Annotated in this window: 17 protein-coding genes; 1 reads left to right on the top strand and 16 read right to left on the bottom strand. The window is 66.0% G+C overall.

Annotated elements, in window-relative coordinates; translation table 11 throughout:
- Positions 1-17 precede the first annotated feature (17 nt).
- The 16 genes from tmk to IPI56_01075 all read right to left on the bottom strand — a co-directional run bounded on the left by tmk (position 18) and on the right by IPI56_01075 (position 20284).
- Positions 18-680, bottom strand: a complete 663-nt coding sequence (tmk, locus tag IPI56_01150; GenBank protein MBK7544348.1) for a dTMP kinase — start codon at positions 678-680, stop codon at positions 18-20.
- 70 nt (positions 681-750) lie between these two features.
- Positions 751-2175: a hypothetical protein gene (locus IPI56_01145; protein MBK7544347.1), complete on the bottom strand. Its 1425-nt coding sequence runs from the start codon at positions 2173-2175 to the stop codon at positions 751-753.
- Positions 2176-2320: 145 nt separating this feature from the next.
- Complete coding sequence (locus IPI56_01140) at positions 2321-2776, bottom strand: hypothetical protein (protein ID MBK7544346.1); 456 nt, start codon at positions 2774-2776, stop codon at positions 2321-2323.
- 70 nt (positions 2777-2846) lie between these two features.
- Complete coding sequence (locus tag IPI56_01135) at positions 2847-5486, bottom strand: carboxypeptidase regulatory-like domain-containing protein (GenBank protein ID MBK7544345.1); 2640 nt, start codon at positions 5484-5486, stop codon at positions 2847-2849.
- Between the two features lie 708 nt (positions 5487-6194).
- Entirely contained in the window at positions 6195-7253 is a 1059-nt protein-coding gene (gene wecB, locus IPI56_01130; GenBank protein MBK7544344.1) for a UDP-N-acetylglucosamine 2-epimerase (non-hydrolyzing), read from the bottom strand.
- Between the two features lie 47 nt (positions 7254-7300).
- A complete protein-coding gene (locus IPI56_01125; GenBank protein MBK7544343.1) occupies positions 7301-8350 on the bottom strand; it encodes an undecaprenyl/decaprenyl-phosphate alpha-N-acetylglucosaminyl 1-phosphate transferase in 1050 nt (349 codons plus the stop codon).
- A 10-nt stretch (positions 8351-8360) separates the two neighbouring features.
- The gene (locus tag IPI56_01120) at positions 8361-9614 is read right to left on the bottom strand and encodes a serine hydroxymethyltransferase (GenBank protein ID MBK7544342.1); all 1254 of its coding nucleotides are present in this window, start codon (positions 9612-9614) and stop codon (positions 8361-8363) included.
- Positions 9615-9625: 11 nt separating this feature from the next.
- The gene (locus tag IPI56_01115; GenBank protein ID MBK7544341.1) at positions 9626-10267 is read right to left on the bottom strand and encodes a threonylcarbamoyl-AMP synthase; all 642 of its coding nucleotides are present in this window, start codon (positions 10265-10267) and stop codon (positions 9626-9628) included.
- Positions 10264-11463 (bottom strand): bifunctional glutamate N-acetyltransferase/amino-acid acetyltransferase ArgJ, encoded by a 1200-nt coding sequence (gene argJ, locus IPI56_01110; protein MBK7544340.1) that lies wholly within the window; start codon positions 11461-11463, stop codon positions 10264-10266. The genes IPI56_01115 and argJ overlap by 4 nt, the downstream gene beginning before the upstream one ends.
- Positions 11460-11663: a zinc-ribbon domain containing protein gene (locus tag IPI56_01105; GenBank protein ID MBK7544339.1), complete on the bottom strand. Its 204-nt coding sequence runs from the start codon at positions 11661-11663 to the stop codon at positions 11460-11462. The genes argJ and IPI56_01105 overlap by 4 nt, the downstream gene beginning before the upstream one ends.
- A gap of 12 nt (positions 11664-11675) precedes the next feature.
- Positions 11676-12698: an N-acetyl-gamma-glutamyl-phosphate reductase gene (locus IPI56_01100; GenBank protein MBK7544338.1), complete on the bottom strand. Its 1023-nt coding sequence runs from the start codon at positions 12696-12698 to the stop codon at positions 11676-11678.
- The gene (gene rsmI, locus IPI56_01095; GenBank protein MBK7544337.1) at positions 12695-13375 is read right to left on the bottom strand and encodes a 16S rRNA (cytidine(1402)-2'-O)-methyltransferase; all 681 of its coding nucleotides are present in this window, start codon (positions 13373-13375) and stop codon (positions 12695-12697) included. Before rsmI ends, IPI56_01100 begins: the two co-directional genes overlap by 4 nt.
- Before the next feature lie 59 nt (positions 13376-13434).
- A complete protein-coding gene (locus tag IPI56_01090; GenBank protein MBK7544336.1) occupies positions 13435-18117 on the bottom strand; it encodes a hypothetical protein in 4683 nt (1560 codons plus the stop codon).
- A gap of 72 nt (positions 18118-18189) precedes the next feature.
- The gene (gene ygiD / locus IPI56_01085; protein MBK7544335.1) at positions 18190-19065 is read right to left on the bottom strand and encodes a 4,5-DOPA dioxygenase extradiol; all 876 of its coding nucleotides are present in this window, start codon (positions 19063-19065) and stop codon (positions 18190-18192) included.
- Entirely contained in the window at positions 18998-19651 is a 654-nt protein-coding gene (locus IPI56_01080) for an NAD(P)H-dependent oxidoreductase (GenBank protein ID MBK7544334.1), read from the bottom strand. The genes ygiD and IPI56_01080 overlap by 68 nt, the downstream gene beginning before the upstream one ends.
- Before the next feature lie 60 nt (positions 19652-19711).
- Positions 19712-20284 carry a TMEM165/GDT1 family protein gene (locus IPI56_01075; GenBank protein MBK7544333.1) on the bottom strand — a complete coding sequence of 191 codons (573 nt, stop codon included), beginning with the start codon at positions 20282-20284 and terminating at the stop codon, positions 19712-19714.
- Positions 20285-20429: 145 nt separating this feature from the next.
- Between IPI56_01075 and IPI56_01070 the strand changes: the two genes are divergently transcribed.
- Positions 20430-20852: a transcriptional repressor gene (locus IPI56_01070; protein MBK7544332.1), complete on the top strand. Its 423-nt coding sequence runs from the start codon at positions 20430-20432 to the stop codon at positions 20850-20852.
- The last annotated feature ends 6 nt before the right edge of the window (positions 20853-20858 follow it).

Here is a 20858-nt window from a genome sequence, read left to right as displayed (position 1 = left end):
CACATCGCCCCCGAGGCTCATCGGCGGGCCCGCAGGCGGCGCTCGACTTCGCCCAACACGCGCGCGTGGATTTTTTCGATGGGGTCCCCCCAGGGCACCACGCGGACCCGGCGGGGCTCTCGGCGGGCCAACGCCAAGTACCCGCGTCGCACCCGCTCGTGAAAAAGGGGCGATTCCCGTTCCATGCGGTCCCCCCCGCGGGACCGCCCCGCGCGGCGGGCCAATTTCTTGCCGAGCCGTCGGGCGACGCGCAGGCCGCGCCGCACCGGCACGTCCAGGAGGAAAGTGAGATCGGGGGCGAGGCCTCCGGTGGCGACGCGGTTCAACCGACGAATGTCGGCCAAGGGCAGGCCGCGGCCGGAGCCTTGGTAGGCCTCGGTCGCGTCGGTGTAGCGTTCACAGACAACCACGGCCCCGCGCGCCAGGGCGGGCCGAACCACCTCGAACAGATGCTGGGCGCGGGCGGCTTCGTAGAGGAGGAGTTCGGTCAGGGGCGCCACGCGGCCGCCCGGCGTCAACAACACGCGCCGCACCGCTTCCGCGATGGCCGTGCCGCCGGGTTCCCGGGTGTGGACAGGGCGCAGGCCCCGGCGGCGCAGGGCCGCGACCAAGCGACGGGCCTGGGTGGACTTGCCGCTCCCTTCCCCGCCTTCAAAGGTGATGAAAAATCCCCGTTTCACGACGGAGATTCAACCATTTCCAGGGGCGGGGGTCAAAGCGGGGGGACCGCGCCGGGAGGCGCGGGCCGGATCAGGGCCAGGCGACGGCGCTCGGCGCGGTCTCGTCCCAGGAGAGGCGGGACAGCACCACATTCAAAATCGGGAGCCCCGCGCTGACGTCCTCATAGAAAACCAACGCCCGTTCCGTGACCGCCGCCCCCACGGTCGTGTTGCCCACCACCCAGATCGTGCCCGCCAGGTCGGCGATGTTGTTCAAGGCGAAATTGCCGCCGATGTAAACAAAACCGCGGACGCCGACGTCGGTGTTCCCCGCGGGGGGCCCCCCCGTCCATGTTTGGGCCCCGTGGTTGAAGGTCGCGTTGTTGGTCCGAAAACCGGCGTCACCCGGGTATTGGCTGTTCGCGGCGGTGTCGCTGAAAGCGTATTCGCGCCAGGCGGTGGCCGGGATGGGCCCGGTGTAGGTATAGTTGTCCCCGGAGGCGATGGTGAAGTTCCCCCGGACGATCAGAGTCCCGTACAAGCCGAGGCGGTGCCCGCCTCCCGACGTCAAATCGCCGGTCAAAATGAGGTTGTTGTCGTAGTACCAGATCCGGTTGCTTTGCCCCAGGGGGTGGTGCATGGAATCGAAGAAATGGGGCTGCCCGGAATGGGCCGCCCAGTTGTTGGCCGCGGCTTCGCACCGACCGTGCCCCCCCCAGCCGATGCATTTCCCGGCGCCGGAGGCGCCCGCCGTCGTGAAGTAGTTGAGCGTGCCGTTGCTCGTGGCCGAGGCCCGCATTGTCACGAAATCCAGGAGAGGGAGATCCGGCACGGCGTAATCGGACCACCATTCAAGGTTGTCCGTGTTGGGGGGGGGCATCCCGTTCACGTCCCGGGCGGGGGCCACGGAGGACGATACCACCTGCTTGGACAATTTCCGGGGAAACCGGTCGGCCGCGGCGGCGCCCGACAACGCGATGTTGCCGTGGGCGAGGATCGGGCCCCAATGGGCTTCGAACTGCGCGCCGATGTTGATCGCTCCCCCGGACAGCATGGGGCCCGGCAAAGCTTTGTTCTCAAACACCGCGCGGAGGGCGCGGGTTTGTCGGGTGAGGCCGTCCCGGCCCTCGGCGGTCACCGTCACCTGCCCGACGGCCGGTCCCGTGGCGAACCGGATCCGGTACACGCCCCCCTCGATGTCCGTGTAGACCGTGTCGAAATTGTACCCCGCCTGGACTGTGCCCACGACGGCCTGGGCCCAGCAGGAAGTGGAACTCTTTAATTTCCACATGCCCCGATCGACGGCCGCGTCGGCCAAGTTGAACGCGACGGTGGATTTCTGTTGTTTGACGGACCAACGGGCCTCTTGGCGCGACCATTGGACCATCAACGGGACCACGAGGAGGAGAACCGACATCACCAGGATCGCGCCCACGAGCACTTGCCCCGCGGGGCGAGCGCCCGAAGGGAGGCCGCGGGCCGAGGGGACGTCACGTCCGGTTCGTTGAATGGGCATCGGAACCTCCTTTCTCGAAGTATATCCCCGGCCGGGGGGTGTGTCAAGAATCGGCCCCGTCGCGGGCCTTTTCGGGCGGATCAACAACACGGGTCCCTCCCGGACCCCAACGCCGGCGGGCCGGCCGGGGCGTGCCCGCGGGGGTTCAGTTCATGACCCGAACGCGTTCGGAAGCGACGTGCAACGCCTTTGTTTTTCCCTCGTAGGTTCCCTTCTCGAAAGTCAGCGACACGGAGATGATCGACATGTCGTTCGAACGCGGGAAATAAAACGACATGAAACGCACGTTCGTGGAGAGGGCTTTCGTTCCGGCGCTGCTGGTGTGCCGCAGTTGATTGCCGCTCTGGAAGAACGTGTGCGAGGCGCCGTTGATCGTCGTGAACCGGAGCCGGGAATAAAAGGGCTGGTTCGCGTCGGCCCGGTCAATGACGAGGGTGTTCGACTGGGCCTGGCGGAGCGCTTTGGTGATGGTTTCCATGACCTGGCGGGCGTCGCGTTGGATCTCGACCTTCGCGCGGGTCAGCAAAAAGAAACGGGTTGACTGAACCATCAGCGGGGCGGCCATCAAGGCGACCAGCGCCAGGATGGAGGCCGTCATCATCAGCTCCACCAAAGTGTATCCCGTGGGGGGTCGGGGCCGTCGTCGGGAACGTGTCATCGGGGGCTCGGGCTCACCAGTCGAAACCGATGCCCGACCTCGTTTGGCCGGGCTCCACGGACAGGTTCGTCGAACTCTTGACCACCGTGGTCCAAACCGATCCGTTCCAGGTCGGGTAAAAAGCGTATACGTTGTACGGCGGGTTGGTGCTGCCCCGGACTTCCAAGAAATAAGATCCCGATTCAAGGGAGCTGGCGACGTAGTAGCCGGCCCCCAGGAGGGTCATCGTGCTCAAAGACGGCGGGTTAACGATGGTGGCCGTGGAGGCCACGACCAACACCCCCGTCCGCAGAACATCCCCGCCGGCGGTCACCCCCCCCGTGATGAACCCGGAGGCCCCCGAGACGGTGTAGGTGGAGACGAAACGGGACACCCCCACGACCACCGCCGTCGATACCGACGCGGGAGCGGCGGCCTCTCCCGAAGAGGTCTGCGGCTCGACCAGGTAAGTCCCCGTGGACATGTTCGTCATGCGAAAACGGCCGTCCGCGCCGGACACGGCGGTGGCTTCCACAAGACCGAGACCGTTCGTGGCCGTCACCGCGATCCCCGGCAGGGGGTTCGTGCCGTCCCGGGAAACGAACCCGTTCAATCCTCCCCCTTGGGAAAGGACAAAATCCACCCCCGATGTGATCTGGCCCGCGTTCACGGTCACCCCCGGTTGGACGGCGCTCACGTAGTTCGCGTTGGCGTTGTTGGGATTGGCGGTCAGGTCATAAACCCCCGGGATGGTCCTCAGGAAATATCGGTACGGAAACAGATTGGAAGCCGTGACGGTGTTGATGTTGTTGGTCACCTGAATGCCCGGGGCGATGCCTGTGCCGCCTGTGTTGAGGACCCGACCCAGGACCCAGCCGTCCGTGGTGGTGGTGGTCAGGAAAACGTGGGAGTACCCCGCGTTTTGCCAGGGCGGAACCGTCGAGGCGTCGGGGATGGGGATGTCCCCCGCGCCGACGGGGACGACCACGTTGTCGATTTGCTGGAACCGGGTGCCGAAACCGAGATAAACGGACCACGTCCCCGTGGCGACGTTCAAAAGGTAATACCGCCCGGCCCACGCGTTCGTCACCCCGTTGGTGTAAAACTCCCATTCGACGGCGTCCGGGGCGGAGAGGCCGTCGGTGCAGGAAACGGTTCCACCGATGGGCGGCGTGCCGGACAGGACGGTCTGGGTGGAACTGGCCGTGGTCCGCGGTGTGTACATCGCCCCGCCGGCGTGGACGGTCGTCCAGAAATCGTAGATATTGTAATTCATATCGTAGGCGCGCCCCAGGACGGCGCTCGCGCCGTCGGTGCTCGACAGGCGTGTGTATTGTTCGTTGTTTTGCAAACCGGTCCATTGACTGATGGGAATGGACTCGTAATCCGCGGGCGAGAACCCGGCCCCGCCGCCCTCCCAGCCCAGCGTGTCGAGGGTGGCGCCGGTCCCCGTGTTCACAAGACGGAGGTGGCCCGCCCCCTCCTGGGCGCCGTCGGTGTCGATGGGAATGATGTTAAAATCCTCCGCCCCCGGGGTCGTGTCGAAATAGGGGAAATTCGTGTCGTTCGCTCCCCCCACCGTGGCGTCCCAAACGGCGTCCGGGTTGACGTTCACGCCGTTGACGACAACCGGGCCGGTGTTGGCGAAAAGGTAGTACCCGCCGGGCGCGATGGTGGCCGGGCTCCCGGCGAAATTGATGGCGATGTCCCGCTCCGGACCGATCCAGGCGAGGGGCCGGAATTTCAAACCGATGTTTCCGGAAACCGTCCAAGTGAAAGTCGTCGGGTTGAAGATTTCCACGTATTCGCCCCTGATGCCGGACGGAAGGGACGTCGGCACCTGGCCCATCACCTGGCTGATGACGAGATGGTCCGTCACCCAGGCCCACCCCGTCAAGGTGCGCGTCGCCATGGGGCTCAAAGAGACGTTTTGGGTGACCGCCGCGTTGGCCGGAACCGATACGGAAACCGTCTTCGAAAAGAACCCGGGGGCTGTGACGAAAAGGTTGTAATTCCCGGGGAAAAGATTGATCTCGTAGTCACCGGTGGCGTTGGTGGTGTCCACAAAACCCGTGTTTTCGCTCACCACCACGCTTCCGCCGGGAATGGCCGCGGCGGTTGACGCGTTGGTCAGCTTTCCCCGAAGAATGCTGTTGGTCATCACCGCGTCGGGGTTGGACAGGACGTTCCGCGTCTCCACCTTACGGACATCCTGACCCTGGTTCCAAACGGTGGTGACCGTCAAGAGCTTCATCCCCGTGTCGGACGAGGTGGGGGCCAAGGTGGTGATATTCCCGGACACTTCCTGGGCGATATCGAGGTTTGTCAACCGGGTGAAGGTAATTCCCCCCTCAAGAACCGTCTCTGGAGGGAAATAGCTGGTGTCATAGGGGACCGGGGTGGAAAAGCGCAAGTCGAAGACGGGGGCCGTCGTCACCATCACCCGGTAATAATTCTTCTGCTTGAGGATCTGGACTTGCTCTTGGCAGAGGTTGGCGGCGAGCGAACGGGCTTTGGCGTTTTGAACACCCCGGGCGATACCCCCAAACACGCCAAAGAAACTCAAAGCCCCCACGGAAAGAAGAGACAAGGCCACCAACATTTCGACCAAGGAGAGGCCCCGGTTCGCTGGCGAGGTTTTTTTGGAATAAAAGGGGATTTTCGCTTTTTTCATTCCTCCTCCTTTTGCCGTTGTCGACCGGGATCCTGGGTGCTGGATTCAATCAAGCCTAAACCCGGATTCCTGAGGTGTCAAGGGTTATCAATACAACTGTTGCTGTTCATCCATTTTGAATCGGGAGGTGCCCCGGTCCGGTGGCTAAATCGGGGGGTTCGGCCGACCGCTCGGCCCTTTGGAAAAACCCTTTGTTATGTATCCTGGGTCAAAGGGGCGTCGGCCTCGGAAAGGGGGGCCGCCGCCGCTCCACAAGCATCAATAGGTCACGTGTTCTGATTTTTACGATTTTGACCGGGCGTTTGCGGTCCATCGGAAGGGGGAATGGGGGGTGGGGGGAGATGGGTTTCCCGTGGGCGGTCCACGGCTCCCGCGGGAGCGGGAGGGGGTGTCCAGGGCGCGGGTTCAAAGGAGTGCCTCGCGGACGGGGCCGACTGTGGAGAAGCGGGGCCGGGTCTCGCCGGCCGCGTTTGAACCACCGCCGGGCGGGCTTCCTCTTTTTTCCCACACCGGGAAAAGGCGATGATCATAAATATGGCCGCGAGCGCGAAATAGAGTGTTTTCATCCTTTGCCTCCGATCCTGGCCCCTTTATGGACACCGGGCGCCGATATGTTTTGAGCATAATCCGAACCACCCCGGCTGTCAAGGGACGCGGTGGGCGGGAAACGAACCCGCGCTTTTTTCTTCGCTTCCATCGGGCCGTCATTCACCCCAAAACCTCAACGATGCGGTGAGAGGCGCGGCCGTCCCCGTACGGATTGACTGTCCGAGCCATCCTTTGGTAAAGCCGCCGGTCGTCCAATAGATCATAGACAGAGCGTCTCACCCCGGCCCGATCGACCCCCGCCAACCGCGCCGTTCCGGCCTTGATGCCCTCGGGCCGCTCCGTCACGGTGCGCAACACCAGAACCGGCTTGCCGAGGCTCGGCGCCTCTTCCTGCAAGCCCCCGGAATCGGTCAGGACGAAAAGGCAGCGGCGCATCAAATGGATCATCGGCGCGTAGTCGAGGGGGGCCGCCAGGGCGATGTTGGGTTCCCGACCCAAAATCCGTCGGGCGGGTTCCGCCACGTTCGGGTTGGGATGGACCGGATAGACGAAGCCCAACGCCGGTCGGGCGCGCGCCACATCGCGGATCGCCAAAAAAATCTGTTCCAACGGATCGCCAAAATTTTCCCGCCGGTGGGCCGTGACCAAAACGAAGGGGCCCTCCGCCCGGCGGGCGACGACCGGAGGCAGTTTCGGGGCGGTCGCTCCCAGACGGCGGAGGGCCCAGCGCAAGGCGTCGATGCCGGTGTTGCCCGTGACGAACACCCGTCGACCGTCGACGCCTTCGCGCAGCAATTGACGCCGGGCCAGGGGCGTGGGGGCGAAATGCCAACGCGCGAGGGCGTCGGTCAATCGGCGGTTCGTCTCCTCGGGAAACGGGTTGAGCGGGTCCCCGGATCGGAGCCCCGCCTCCACGTGCCCGACGGGGATCTGTTGGTAATGGGCCGCCAGGGCGGCCGCCAGGGTGGTCGTGGTGTCGCCGTGGACCAACACCGCGTCGGGACTCTCCCGACGGAACACCGGCTCGAGACCGGTCAAAACCCGGGTGGTGACGTCGGTCAAGGATTGGCCGGGGCGCATGAGGTCGAGGTCGTGGTGGGCGCGCAGTCCGAAAAACCGCAGCGCTTGGTCCAACAGCCCCCGGTGCTGGGCCGTGACCACGAGGCGGACGGCGTATCGCGCGGGGCGGCGGGCCAGGGCCAGGGCCACCGGGGCCATCTTGATGGCCTCCGGCCGGGTGCCGAACACCAGAAGAATTTTTTTCTTCACACGCGCCCCCGGAAAAAAGTGAGCAACAGCGCCGCCGAAGACAAAAGCAGCGTGATGACGTAGACCAAAAGCACGACCTCCCGCTGGGTCCACCCCAACGCCAGGAGCCGGTGGTGAAAATGCCCTTTGTCGGCGGTCATCAACCCGGCGCCCCGCCGCCAGCGACGGACGAGCGCCGCCGCCACGTCGGCCACGGGCAGGGCGACCACCAGCACGGGGATGAGGAACGCCAACACCGCGCTGGTTTTGAGGGTGCCGATCACGCTCACCGCCCCCAGAAAAAATCCGAGGAACAACGCGCCCCCGTCCCCCATGAACACCCGGGCCGGGTGGAAATTATAAATCAGAAACGCGAGCGCCGAGCCCGCCAGGGCGGCCGCCAGGACGCCGGCCAACTTCAATTGTTTCGCGTAGAGCAGGACTTGGGTGTCCGCCTGAAGGAGCGCGACGAAGAAAAACGTCCCCGCGGCGATGGCCACCAACCCCGCCGCCAAACCGTCCAGCCCGTCGGTCAGGTTGATGGCGTTCATGAACCCGAGAAGCCAGAACAACGTGACGGCTTGGGAGAGAAGAAGCGGGAAGGCGACAAACCCCAACCCGGGCAGGGCCAACCCGGCCACGCGGACGCCGTACATCATGGCCACGTAGGCCGCGACGGTTTGCGCCAGGAATTTCACCGCCGGCGACAGGGAGCGGCGATCGTCCCACATGCCGATTCCGGCGCATATCAACCCGCCCAGAAGCAGGCCGAAAAACTGCGCGCGCAACCCCAAGACCCCCACCACTTCGCCGTTCTCGACGATTTTGTGACGGAAAGCCAACAGGGTTCGGAAACGGGGGTCCAGGGCGGCGACACCCAACAGCGCCAGCAACGTGCCCCCGGCGATGGCCCCCCCGCCCCAACGGGGAATGGGGTGGGCGTGCACTTTGCGGGGGTCCGGCCGGTCCAAGACGCCCCAACGACGCGAAAGGCCGATGAAAAAAGGCACCAACCCCGCCGTGGCCGCGAAGGCCAAGACAAACCCGACGAGGGAGGCGCGGATCACCGGGAATCGCTCATTTCATTTTCAATCGGTGGGCGTACAACGGGAACTTTTTGCAGAGGCCGCGCACGGCCCTGTGAATTTCGGCCAGGCGCTTCGGGGCCCCGCGGTGTTCGACGGCGTCGTTGATCCAGCCGGCGATGAGGTTCATTTCTTTCTCCTTCATGCCGCGCGTGGTGAGCGCCGGGGTGCCGAGGCGCACGCCGGAGGTGATGAAAGGTTTTTCGGGGTCGAAGGGGATCGTGTTTTTGTTGACGGTGATGCCCGCCGCGCCGAGGGCGATTTCCGCGTCCTTGCCGGTGATGGTCTTGGGGCGCAGGTCGAGGGACAGCAGATGGCAGTCCGTGCCGCCGGAAACGATGCGGAAACCCTTCTTTTCCAAGGCCGCGGCGAGCTCCCGCGCGTTGGCGAGCACCTGCTGTTGGTACTTTTTGAAAGCGGGCTGGAGCGCTTCGCCGAAGGCGACCGCCTTGGCGGCGATCGCGTGCATGAGAGGCCCGCCCTGCACGCCGGGGAAAAGCGCGCGATCGATGTCCTTGCCGTACTTTTCCCGGCACAGGATCACCCCGCCCCGGGGTCCGCGCAAGGTCTTGTGGGTGGTGGTGGTCACGAAATCCGCCGCGGCCACGGGGGACGGGTAGACCCCCGCGGCGATCAGGCCGGCGTAGTGGGCGATGTCGGCGAACAGCATCGCCCCCACCTCATCGGCGATGGCGCGCGCCCGCGCCCAATCCCACACGCGCGAGTAATTGGAAGCGCCGGTCACGATCATGCGCGGCCGGTGCTCCCGGGCCAGGCGGGCCATTTGTTCGTAGTCGATTTGCTCGGTGTCGGGGCGCACGCCGTAGGAGACGATCTTGAAGTATTTGCCCGAAAAATTGAGCGGGTGCCCGTGGGTCAAGTGGCCGCCGTGGGACAGTTCGAGCCCCATGATCGTGTCCCCGGGCTGGAGCGCCGCCATGTACACGGCCGTGTTGGCCTGGGACCCGGAATGGGGCTGCACGTTGGCGTGTTCCGCGCCGAAGAGGGCTTTGATCCTCTCGATGGCGAGGGTTTCGACTTTGTCCACTTCTTCACAGCCGCCGTAGTAGCGCTTGCCGGGGTAGCCCTCGGCGTATTTGTTGGTCAACACCGAGCCCTGGGCTTCGAGCACGGCCTCGGACACGTAGTTTTCCGAGGCGATCATCTCGAGGCCTTCCTCCTGGCGCTTGGTTTCGGCCAGGACGATGGCGTGCACGCGGGGGTCCGCTTTTTTCAAAAGGCTCATGGGGTTCTCCGTCAGAGGAATTTCAACAAATCTTTTTTTGGCACCGCGCCCTCCCGGACCAGCGTCCACACCGTGCTCGACACGTCCAGCACCGTGGAGGCCACGCCCCGCGGGCACTTTCCGCCGTTCACGATCACGTCGACTTTCCCTTCAAACTCCCGCCGCGCGGCCGCGCCGGTCACCGCGTCGGGGTGGCCCGAACGATTGGCGCTCGTGACCGCCAAGGGCTGCCCCATGGCGCGCAAGATCGCCCGCGTCACGGGACAATCGGGCACGCGCACCGCCAGGGTCTCCTTGCCCCCCGTGGTCCAGCGCCCGAGGGACGACGTCTTGAACACCACCGTCAACGGACCGGGCCAATATTTTTTCAGCAGGGCGCGCAGTTTCCGGTCCGGCGGCTCCACGAGGGCCAGCGCCTGGGCCAGATCCGCGGCCAAAAACGGCAGGGCTTTTTTCAAGGACCGCCCCTTGAGCCGGTAAATCCGGCGGATGGCCCCCGGGCGGAAGATCCCCGCGGCCATCCCGTACACCGTGTCGGTCGGAAAAACAACCACCCCGCCGGACTGGAGCGCCGCCACCGTCGTCCGCAGCGCCTCGGCGCCCAGCCGGCGGCCCCGCACCGAGAAAACGCGCGTGCCCGCCTTTCCCTTCACGTCGTGTAATCGGCGTTGATGGCGACGTACTCTTTGGAGTAATCGCAGGTGGCGTAACGGCTCCAGGCGTCGCCCTGGTGCAAATCGACGACGACCGTCACCCGGTCTTTCTTGAGGAGCCGGTGGACCGCTTTTTCCGAAAAATCGGCGCGCCCCCCCCGGCGGCACACCGTGACGTCCCCGATTTTGACGTCCACTTTTTCCGGGTCGAAGGGAACCCCGGCCCGGCCCAGAGCGGCCAACACCCGGCCCCAGTTGGGGTCGGCGCCGTGCAGCGCGGTTTTGAAAAGCGCGCTGGTGGCGATGGTCGCGGCCATTTGATGGGCGCCCTTTTCCGTTTTCGCGTTTTGGACGAAAATCCAGGCGACACGGGTGGCGCCTTCCCCGTCGGCCACGATCTGCCCGGCGAGGGAGAGGCACACCTCTTCGAGCGCGGACCGGAAGGCCTTCAAACCCGCGGCGTCCAGGGGGCGGTCGCCGTTGGCCAGGAGGAAAAGACTGTCGTTGGTGGAGGTGTCCCCGTCCACGGAGACGCAGTTGAAGGTGCGGTCGGCGACCGCGCGCAGGGCCTTTTGCAAGAAAGCCGCGGGCGCGCCCGCGTCGGTCAGCACCACCGACAGCATCGTGGCCATGTTGGGGTGGATCATGCCGGCCCCCTTGGCGCACCCCCACACGGTGTGGGTCCGGCCGCCGGCGCGGAAGGTCGCCCGCGCGGCCTTGGGCCGCGTGTCGGTGGTCATGATGGCGCGGACGGCGTCTTCAACGGAAAAGGCCGAACCGTCGGCGCGGGCGCCCAGGGCGCGCAGGCCGCGCTCCAGGGCGGGTCGCGGCAGAGGGCGGCCGATCACCCCGGTGGAGGCCACCAGGACCTCCGCTGTTTTGAGCCCCAGCCGGCCGGCGAGTTCCCGGGCGGTCCAGAGCGTGTCGCGGGCGCCGGCCGCGCCCGTGCAGGCGTTGGCGCAACCCGAATTGATCACCACCGCGCGGACCGCGGTCGACGCCGCCAATTGGGCCTGACAGTACCGCACGGGGGCGGCCTTCACCACGTTCGTGGTGAACACGCCGGCGGCCCGGGCCGGGCGGTCCGAGAGGAACAGCGCGAGGTCTTTCTTCCGGGGCACGGCGGAGATGCCGCACCGCAGTCCCCAGAGGCGGTACCCCGCCGGCAAGTCCCCCGTCGAAAGCGGAACCTTCATCGGCCCCGCCGTCGGGGCCCCCGGCCGCGGCGGTTGTTTTTACGGCAGGCCCCGCACCGCTTGGGCTCCGACAGCCCGCGCTGGGCGAAAAACTGCTGCTCGCCCTCTTCAAAGAAAAACGCGTTCCGACACTCCGCGCACACCAGCTTGCGGTCCTTCGACGCTCCGATGATGCGTTTCAACCAGCCGATCAGTCCCATGGGTTTCCTCGTTTATTTTAACCCTTCGGCTTCCGGTAGCCCGAAGAGCAGGTTCATGTTCTGCACCGCTTGGCCCGCGGCGCCCTTGACCAGGTTGTCCAGCGCCGCCAACACGACCACCCGGCGGTGCCGTTCGTCCAGCGCGATGTTGATGTCCACGTGGTTGGTCCCGGCCACGTCCTGGGTCCGCGGCCATTTTCCCTCGGGGAGCAGGCGAATGAAGCGCTCCCCGCCGAAATCCTCTTCAAACGCGCGGCGCAGGGCCGCCGCCGCGAGCGGCCGGCGCAGCGTCCCGTAGGCCGTCACCAAAATGCCCCGGGTCATGGGAACGAGCTGCGGAACGAACGTGAGCGACACGGCGCCCCGCGCCTGGTCGCCCAACACCTGTTCGATCTCCGGCACGTGCCGGTGCTTGATCACCGAATAGGCCTGCAGGTTTTCGTTGACTTCCGTGTAAAGGTACATCGCGTCGAGCTTGCGCCCGGCCCCGGACACGCCCGATTTCGCGTCCACCACCACCGAACCGGGGACCAGCCACTTCCGCCGGACCAGCGGGGTCAACGCCAGAATCGTTGTGGTGGCGTAACAGCCCGGGTTGGCGATGAGCGAGGCCCCGGGGATGTCTTTCCGATAGAGCTCGGGCAGGCCGTAGACGGCTTTTTTTAAAAGGGCGGGCGAGGCGTGCTTGACTTTGTACCAAACCTCGTAGGTTTTGACGTTCTTAAGACGGAAGTCCGCCGAGAGGTCGATGGCGCGCTTGCCCCGCGCGACGAATTCCGCGATGTTTTTGCTGCCGACGCCGTGGGGCAGGGCGAAGAAGGCGACATCGGAATCCGCGGCCAGCCGGCGCGCGTCGAAGCCTTCCAGCGTGAGGTCCAACCGGCCCCGCAAAAACGGGTGCACGTCGGCGAGGGCTTGACCGGGGCGGGATTCGGAGGTCGCGTGCACCACCCTAACGGCCGGGTGCGCCAGCAGGATTTTGAGCAATTCACCCCCGGTGTACCCGGTGGCGCCGACGACGGAAACGTGGATCATGGTTCATCCCCTCGCTGGGGCGCGACCACGACCGTGATCTCGCCCAATATTTCTTTGCGCGCTTTGAGCGCCGCCGTGATTTCCGACAACCGCCCCCGCACAAATTCTTCGTGCATTTTGGTCAACTCCCGCGCGACCGCGGCGGGCGCGTCGCCCCACACCGCGCGAGCGGCCTCGAGCGCGGCGACCACCCGGTGGGGCGATTCATAAAAAACCACCGTCCGATCGCGGCCCGCCGACTCCATCGCCCGCCGCATCCGGCCCGGGCGGCGGGGTAAAAAACCGAGGAACGTGAACTGGTCCCAGGGCAACCCGGAACCCGCCAGGGCGGCCAACAGGGCCGAGGGGCCGGGCACCGGAACGACGGAAACGCCTTTTTCCAGGGCCAGGGCGGTCAGTCGCCCCCCGGGGTCCGACAGGCCCGGCGTGCCCGCGTCCGTGACCAGGGCGAAATCCTCGCCGGCCGCCAACCGGTCCACCAGCCGAGGGGCCTCCCGGTCGTGCACGTGCTCGTCGTAACGGATCAGCGGGCGGGACAGGCCCAGATGCCGCAACAGCGATCCCGTCCGTCGGGTGTCCTCGGCCAAAACCGCGCCGCAACGGGCCAGGACGTCCCGCGCCCGGTCCGAAAGATCCTGCAAATTGCCGATGGGGGTCGAAACCAAAAAAAGAGGCACGGCGTGGGGAGAATTTTACCATCTCCGGCCGGGAAAAACACGGGCCCGGCCCGGCGACGTCAGGCTTGCGTGGCGATGAGTTCCGCGGCCCGCAGGAGGTTCGACAATTCCTCCAGGGTGTAGAGCGGCGCGTTTTTGAGCGCCTGGATCAGCGCCTGGCGTAGGGCGTCGACGACGGGGTCTTCCCCGGGCGCGGCCTCCAACCCCGCCACGCCCCGGGCCGGCGGATTGACCGCCCGCCATCGCAGGGGCCGGTCGGTGAGGCCCGCTTCCGTCAGGACCCGGCGGGCCGTCTCGGACAGGCTCGCGAAAACGACGCGCCCGTCTTCGGTCAACCGGGGTTGAACCCAGCGGACGTTGGGAAAATCGAGCCCCTCGACCACCTCCGGGAGGGACGGTTCGGCGCGAACGAGCAGGAGGACCGCTTCGGGGGTGTTGCGGTGGAGGGAGGCGAAATCCGAGGCGAACTTTTTCGCTTCCCCCAACCCCGCCGCGTCGTTGACGAACACCACGTGCACCGGGCGGGGGGCCGGCGCCTCCGCGTCCTGAACCGTCGGGCGGTCCGCGGGCACGGGGAGAGCGGCGCGGGCCAAGGCGTCGAACCATCGCGCCGCGTCGGGACGGTCCAATCGACGCCGACGCATTTCCCGCCGCAACACCAGACCCAAACGGCCCAACCCCCGCCGCCCCGATTGAGCAAGAACACGGCCGGCGAGACCGGGGTCATCGATCCAAACTTCCGCCTCCAACTCCGGGCCGATCCGTCGGGGGGTCGGCACGTCCACGAACGCGGCGAGGCGAAAGGCATCTCGCGCGAGGGAATCGTCCGCTCCCCGCCAACGGCGCCAGACACGTCCCCCATCCCCCCCGGCCCTTCGAACGCGCTGGGACAGCGCACGAACGGGCTGGGTGGCGGCGTTCCACCAACGGCGGAATCGGCCTTTCCCGGGTCCCGGCGTCGAGTCTGTCCCGCTCTCCACCGCCCGGAGCGCCTCCAGGAGATCCTCCCGGGCCGCCAAAAGACCTTCCACGGGGGGATCGCGCGTCAACGGGAACGAATGGTAGATGTCGGGAAAAGAGCCGAAATCGGAGGCCACCAGGGCCCCGCGCAAAGACCGCCGGTAAGCGCGATCCGTGGCGACGAGTTCCTGGGTCACCCGACGGGCCTCCGCGCGGAGAAAGCCCAGCAAAGCGTTTTGGTTCCTGAGGAGATCCGTCGCCTCTTTTTCGACCGCCTGGTTTTCGGCGAACGCCGCGTCGAGCCGCTTTTGGAAATCTTCAACGGTCCCCGGGCCGGGCAAGTCGGCCGTGCGATCCACCAACGCTTTCAAAACCCGAACCCGCCCGGGGAAAGAATGCAGGTTGTCTTGGCGTGTGTGGAGGCGATCCCCCTCGTGTTCGATCGCGGCGATGAACACGGGCAACAGATCCCGCGCGCGCTGGCGAAAAGGCGCTCCCACGCTGGGATGGAGGCGGGCGACCCGGCTCAAATCCTCCGCGTCCATGCGGGGGAGGCGTTGGCGAAGGACCTCCAACCCCAACCGCCAGGAGGCCGGGTCCTTGCCGATCCGCCCGTCGGGAACGCCGGCGTCGTCGGTCCTCATGAACACGCACAAATACTCCGTCGATAAATAGGGGGCCAGCCGGCCGAAGATGTCCCACACCTGTTGGATGGGCATGCCGGCGAACTCCTCCGCCTCCAGGAACCCCGCGAGCAATTGGTCCGCCCGTTGGGACCGCTTTTCCAAAAACCGATGGTCGTCCGAGTCGGCGCTGTCCATCAGGGACAACGCCCGGCGCGAAAGATCCCGCAACCGGGCCGAGGCCAAGGCGTCCACGGTCTCGGGCCAGCCTTCGCGCACCCCCATCCCGTAGCGCCCCAAAAAACTCATCCAGGCGGACAGATAAACGGCGATGGACCAGGCGGCGTAACGGTGGTTCGGCGTCAAATCCGCGCGGTGTATCAATCGCTCCAGGGCGGGGATCGCCGCCCCCGCCCGGACGTGGGATTGCCGCAAAGCCCGCCGATAGTCTTCCGCCCCCTCCCGAAAGGCCTTTTCCCGGACCGCGGACAGTTTCCCTTCGACCAACGCCGCGGCGTCGTACACCGCGCCGGCGTAGGCGTTGATCATGTACTGGAAATTCCATAGCTCAACGTTTTCGTCGTGGTGTTTGTTTCGCAAAAAGCGAGACCGGTACGACTCCGGCAGGCCGCTGGCGAACTCGTCGCCGATCTGTTTTTGGAAATTTAGCGACCGTATCAACGTATTGAGGATGTCCTCCACCGACTCGGCGGGGCGCCGGGCCAACTCCGCCATCACCAAGCCATCAACGGGCCGCCCCTTCTTGAGCAACTCCCTAAAAGCGTCCTCATTAAGCTCGCCGGGTTGAAACCGATGTTGCGCCAGCTTGAGCACCCAATGCAACCGATCGTCCGCCCTGGTCGCTTTAGCGAGGGACCACGCCGCGCCGTCCAAGCCGGCCAGGGCGCGGTACAGGTCCGGTTCCGGGGCGGCGGGGTCTCGCCGCTCCGCCTCGTCCCACCAGTCCAGGGCCCGACGCATGTGGTGTTCGTAGAGGTAATTATGGCGGTCGTTCAACCGGGCCTTGACCGTGTGGGCTTGGGCCATAAACACCGCGAAGACGAAAGGGGAAACGGACCGGGGAGGGGAGGCCTCCAAGATCAGCAGGGGTTCGGGATCGACAGCGCTCAACAAGGACAGAGCCGCCCGCCCAAAAACCTCGGCGTCACCGCTCGACTCTTTCAGGACCTCCCGGATTCCCCGCAAAACTTCGGGAGACGGACGGGGCGTGAAACGCGGGGACAAATCGATTCGGCTGGGCGTCTCCAACAAGTCAAACGCGCGCTCCCCCGCGATCAAGCGATCGGCCAAGGCGTTCAACAGCGTGGATTCCAGCCCGCTGGACGGGGCGCCGGGGGACCCCAAAGCGCGGACCCAACGCCGCACCGTCGCGCCCGCGCGCCCCCAGAAACCCCTTTCCGGGGATTCCCCGCCCGCCCGTGGTTGCATCCAGGCCAAAACCCCGTTCTTCACCCCCGCTTCGTACCCCAGCCGACGCCCTCGGTAGGCGAGGTCGACATGGACCGTCTCGGGCCCGGCGGCGGTGGCCCGGGCGGCGGTCGCCGCCGGTCCCAACAAGCGGCGGGCCAGACGGGTTTCGTCGGCGGTCGGGCGATCCCCCGCACCGGCGCTTTCCCCCACCGCCAACAACCCGAGGAGCCCCCGGTGGGGCCACCCCCCCTCGGGCGACAAGTCGATGTTCAAAGCCGCGAGGTCGCCCGCGGCCAGCCGGTCCAAAACCGACGCCTCGCGGGCGAAGGGATCGGTCGCGGGGTTCGTCCCGTCGCCCTTCCGGGGGAGGTGGGTCAACACCGTCCACCCCGCCTCCGTCAACCGGGTTCGCATCCGGTCGGCGTGGAACCCCCCCGTGACCAAAACCAGCCGCGTGGCCCGGCGCGCTTCGGCGGCCCGCAGCAAACCGCCCAACATCGCTCTGTCGCGGGCTTCGGCGGTTTCGTAGAACCTCTCGAACACGGACGCTTCGGCGTCGGTCAAGGGCGATTCAAAATCCCGGGCGCGGCGCCGGAGTTTGTAGGCGGACCAACCCATTGGGGACAAGCCCAGGTCCACCAGGCCGGCGCAAAGGCGAAGGTCGTTCGTCCGCCGGACAAGGACTTTCTCCGCGTCTGTCCGCGCGAGGCGGTCGGTGGCGCGCGTTTCCAAGAGGCGAAACTCGTCCAGGAGAACGCGCCCGGGGATTTTGGCCGCCTCCGCGGCCCGGGCGGCGCGCGCCGACAGAAGGGGCGCTTCTTTTTCCAGACTCAACCCCCGGTCGGCCAGCATGCGGCGAAGGGGTTCCAATCCCGGGCCGGCCGGGCCCAAGAGCGCTTCCCGATCGGGCGGGAAATGCGCGGGGCCGACCAAGGTCGCCAATCGGCGCGCTTCCGCGGCCGCGCGCGGCAAATCGAAGGGGGCGTCCGCCGCGCGGAGAAAGGCTTGAACGTGTGGGGTCGCCCGGTCCCCGGCGACGTTGACGAGCGCCCGCAACCCCTCGACCCATTTCCCCGGGTCCGATTCGGCCGCCCGAACGGCCCGGTCCAAAGCCCGCAACGCCGGATTGTAAACGCGTTCCTGCTCGGCGGACAACGCGGTCAAGGCCGCGCCCGCGCGCCCCGCGGCCACCGGTCGCTCTCGGGCCGCGCGGCGCGCGGCATCGACGTTGCGGCGGTACAGCGGGGGGTCGTCGATTCCTTCCATCGGGGGGAAGGGCCGCTCCGTGGTCAAAGCCGCGTGCAACGGACCCGTGATGCGGTTTTCTTTAAGAAGGAAATCGGCGGTGGCGCGGCGCGCCGTCGGGTCCACGGCTTCGGAAAATCCGCTGACATCGAAAGGGGCGAACGCTCCCTCAAGGCCGATCAAGTCGGCGCCAGCGCCGACCGCGGCCTCCAGGGCTTTTCCCAGGCCGCGTTGAGCGGTCTCATCGCCGTGGATATCCAACAGATGAACGACGACACCCCGGGCACGGCCCACAGCGGGGTCGCGTTCGGTCACTCCGCCCAAGCCCCCAAGCGCCCGATAAAAGGGGGTCTCGTCCACGCGGTTGGCGATAACGTTATTGGCGTGGGTGGGTTTCTTGCCGTTGCGAGCGGGAGCGGCCACACCCTCCCCCGCCACGGCCACGGCCAACAGGAGGGAAATGAAAGATTTTATCGAACCCACCCGCGCAAATCTTTGACCCAGAAGCATACGGACATTGGTTGCAACACTTTAGCTAATCATCAATAAAACCGGTCAGCCGAAGCGCACCGCCCGCATGGAGATGCTCCCGTTTTGAAACCCCTCCACGGGAAAAGTCACGGGCTCGTCGCCTTCGCGCAGGGCCAGGGCGTACAGGAGAGGCCAAAAATGGTCCGGGGTGGGGTGGGGGTGGGCGTGGCCGGCGGTGGGCGTTAAAGACCGCCAGTCCGCAAGCGATTCCCCGCGGCCCGCCCGGACCGCGTCGGCCACCGCCGCATCGAAGTCCCGCGCCCAATCGGGCACGGGGGCGTCCTCCGCCCAGACGATGCGACCCAGGTTGTGAACGATGTTGCCGCTGGCGACGATCAATACCCCCTCCCGCCGCAGGGGCCCCAACCGACGACCCAAATCCCAATGCGCCCGTTCGGAACGCCTCTCGTCGAGACTGAGCTGCACCACCGGCACGTCCGCGCCCGGGTACATACCGCGCAGCACGCCCCAAGCGCCGTGGTCCAGACCCCAATCGTCGGTGACGGCCCCCGCGCCGAGGCCCAGAAGGCCCGCCGTCCGTCGGGCGAGGGCGGGATCGCCGGGGGCGGGATATTGGATTTGATACAGCGCCTCGGGAAACCCACCGAAGTCGTGGATCGTCCGGGGGCGGGCGTTGCCGGTGAGAAAAACACCGCGGGTCAACCAGTGGGCCGACACGCACAAAACGGCCCGGGGCTTGCCCAACGCCCGGCCCAGCCGCGCCCAGGCGCGGGCGGCGGCGTTGTCGCCGACGACATTCATGGGGGAGCCATGCCCCAAAAACAAAACGGGCCAGGGAGCGGACTCCCTGGCCCGTGGGGCGAAGGCGGCGTCAGCGGACGTGTTCAACCACGTCCTCTTTGGGGAAACGCACCTTGGGCGCCTGGGCGTATTGGTCATCGGCGGCCCGGTGGCCGGCCGTCGCGGCGACCACGGCGGCGTAGCCTTTTTGGGGCAATTCCAAAATCTCGTCAAACTTCGCGGGGTCGAACCCCTCCATGGGGCAGACGTCGACGCCCAGGACGGCGGCGGCCGTCATGAAGTTGCCGAGCGCGATGTAGACCTGGCGCGCCGCCCATCCCTCGATGGCTTCCGGCGTGCGCGCGGCGAGGGACCCTTCCATTATTTTTTGGTAGCCCGCCAGGGAGTCCGCCGGCACCCCGCGCACGGCGGCGGTGTGTTCGACAAACCGGCGAACGTCGGCGGCGCTCAGGTTTTTTTTGACGGCGAACACCACCAGCTTCGCCGCGTCGGTGATTTGGGATTGGTTCCAGGCAACGGGTTGGAGTTTTTGACGCAACGCGGGATTTTCGACGACAAAAAATTTCCAGGGCTGGAGCCCGAAGGAGGACGGGGACAGAACGAGGGCCTCCTCCAGCGCGCCCCACAGGTCGGCGGGAATTTTACGGGACGGATCGAATTTTTTAACGGCGTAACGCCATTTGAGTTGGCGCAACAAGGACGGGGGGGTGAGGGTGTCGGACATTGGGTTCTCCTGGGTGGATAAGGTGAATAGAATACAACGCCGGGGGCCGGAAAAAGTTCCCTAACGAACCCCGCGGAAGAGGATCCACAGGCCGAAAATGAAAAACAAAAGGGCGGCGACGCGGCGAACCCATTTCAGGGGGATTTTCTCGGCGAAGGTTTCCCCCAGCCACACCGCCAGGCCGTCGGAAAAAAGCATGCCGAGGGTTGTGCCCACGGTCACCCAAAAAAACGACCCGTAGCGCGCGCCCAGGGCCACGGTGGCCAATTGCGTTTTGTCGCCCATTTCGGCGAAAAAGAAAGCGACGGTGGTGGTGGCGTAGGCGCCCCAGCGGCTTTCCCGCGGGGCCCCGTCGTCCTTGTCCGGGATCAAGATCCACGCGCCGAACCCGATGAAGGTGAACGCCAGGACCCACCGCAAGACGGTCTCCGAGACGCGCGCCGACACCCAGGCGCCGCCCCAGGACGCCAGCCCGTGGTTCAAAAGGGTGGCCGTCAATATGCCGGCCATGATCGCCCAAGGTTTTTTAAAGCGCGTCGCCAGGGCGAAGGCCAGCAACTGGGTCTTGTCGCCCATTTCCGAAGCGGCGACAAGGCCGAAGGAACCGGCCAGAATTTTGAGGAACGGCGTCATGGCGAGGGGAACGGCGGAACCGGCCATTGGGGCTTCGGACCGCGGGACTTTCGGAATATACCACACCGCCCCCGGGAAAACCACCCCCGCCGTTGGAATGACCCGGGGTCGGACGCCCCGTGGAAATATTTGGTGTAATGGACGCATGAAAGACCTCATCGCCTTCCTGCGGGGAAAAGGCCTCCGCCCCACCACACACCGCGTCGCGGTGGCCCGGTTCGTTTTCAACACGTCCTCCCACCCTTCCGCCGACGAGGTTTTGAACTCCGTGCGACGGCATTGCCCGACCATTTCGCGGGCCACCGTTTACAACGCGTTGGATTTGTTCGTGAAGAAGGGGCTTTTGCGCAAGCGACTCCTCAAGCCCGGGGCGGAGGTCTTTGATCCCCTGATGGACGCCCACCATCACTTCATCGATGAAACCACGGGGGCGATTTTTGACGTCCCGCTTGACGCCTGCAAAATTCAGCCCACCGCCGCCCTGCGGGGTTACGACATCAAGGAATACCACGTCGTTCTGCGGGGCCGACGCCGTAAAACCCAAAAAGGGCCCTTGTCGTGGGAATAGGAATAA

This window comes from Elusimicrobiota bacterium (genome assembly GCA_016706425.1).
Taxonomy (GTDB): Bacteria; Elusimicrobiota; Elusimicrobia; order FEN-1173; family FEN-1173; genus JADJJR01.
This window is presented reverse-complemented; position numbering and strand designations above follow the sequence as displayed.

Excerpts from the sequence above, each read along its gene's own strand:
- IPI56_01105 (MBK7544339.1), bottom strand. The coding sequence starts at position 11,663 with ATGGGACTGATCGGCTGGTTGAAACGCATCATCGGAGCGTCGAAGGAC.
- IPI56_01135 (MBK7544345.1), bottom strand. The coding sequence starts at position 5,486 with ATGAAAAAAGCGAAAATCCCCTTTTATTCCAAAAAAACCTCGCCAGCG.
- IPI56_01120 (MBK7544342.1), bottom strand. The coding sequence starts at position 9,614 with ATGAGCCTTTTGAAAAAAGCGGACCCCCGCGTGCACGCCATCGTCCTG.
- IPI56_01075 (MBK7544333.1), bottom strand. The coding sequence starts at position 20,284 with ATGACGCCGTTCCTCAAAATTCTGGCCGGTTCCTTCGGCCTTGTCGCC.
- ygiD (MBK7544335.1), bottom strand. The coding sequence starts at position 19,065 with ATGACCAATACGCCCAGGCGCCCAAGGTGCGTTTCCCCAAAGAGGACG.
- IPI56_01140 (MBK7544346.1), bottom strand. The coding sequence starts at position 2,776 with ATGATGACGGCCTCCATCCTGGCGCTGGTCGCCTTGATGGCCGCCCCG.
- IPI56_01145 (MBK7544347.1), bottom strand. The coding sequence starts at position 2,175 with ATGCCCATTCAACGAACCGGACGTGACGTCCCCTCGGCCCGCGGCCTC.
- wecB (MBK7544344.1), bottom strand. The coding sequence starts at position 7,253 with ATGGCCCCGGTGGCCCTGGCCCTGGCCCGCCGCCCCGCGCGATACGCC.
- IPI56_01070 (MBK7544332.1), top strand. The coding sequence starts at position 20,430 with ATGAAAGACCTCATCGCCTTCCTGCGGGGAAAAGGCCTCCGCCCCACC.
- IPI56_01080 (MBK7544334.1), bottom strand. The coding sequence starts at position 19,651 with ATGTCCGACACCCTCACCCCCCCGTCCTTGTTGCGCCAACTCAAATGG.
- argJ (MBK7544340.1), bottom strand. The coding sequence starts at position 11,463 with ATGAAGGTTCCGCTTTCGACGGGGGACTTGCCGGCGGGGTACCGCCTC.
- IPI56_01100 (MBK7544338.1), bottom strand. The coding sequence starts at position 12,698 with ATGATCCACGTTTCCGTCGTCGGCGCCACCGGGTACACCGGGGGTGAA.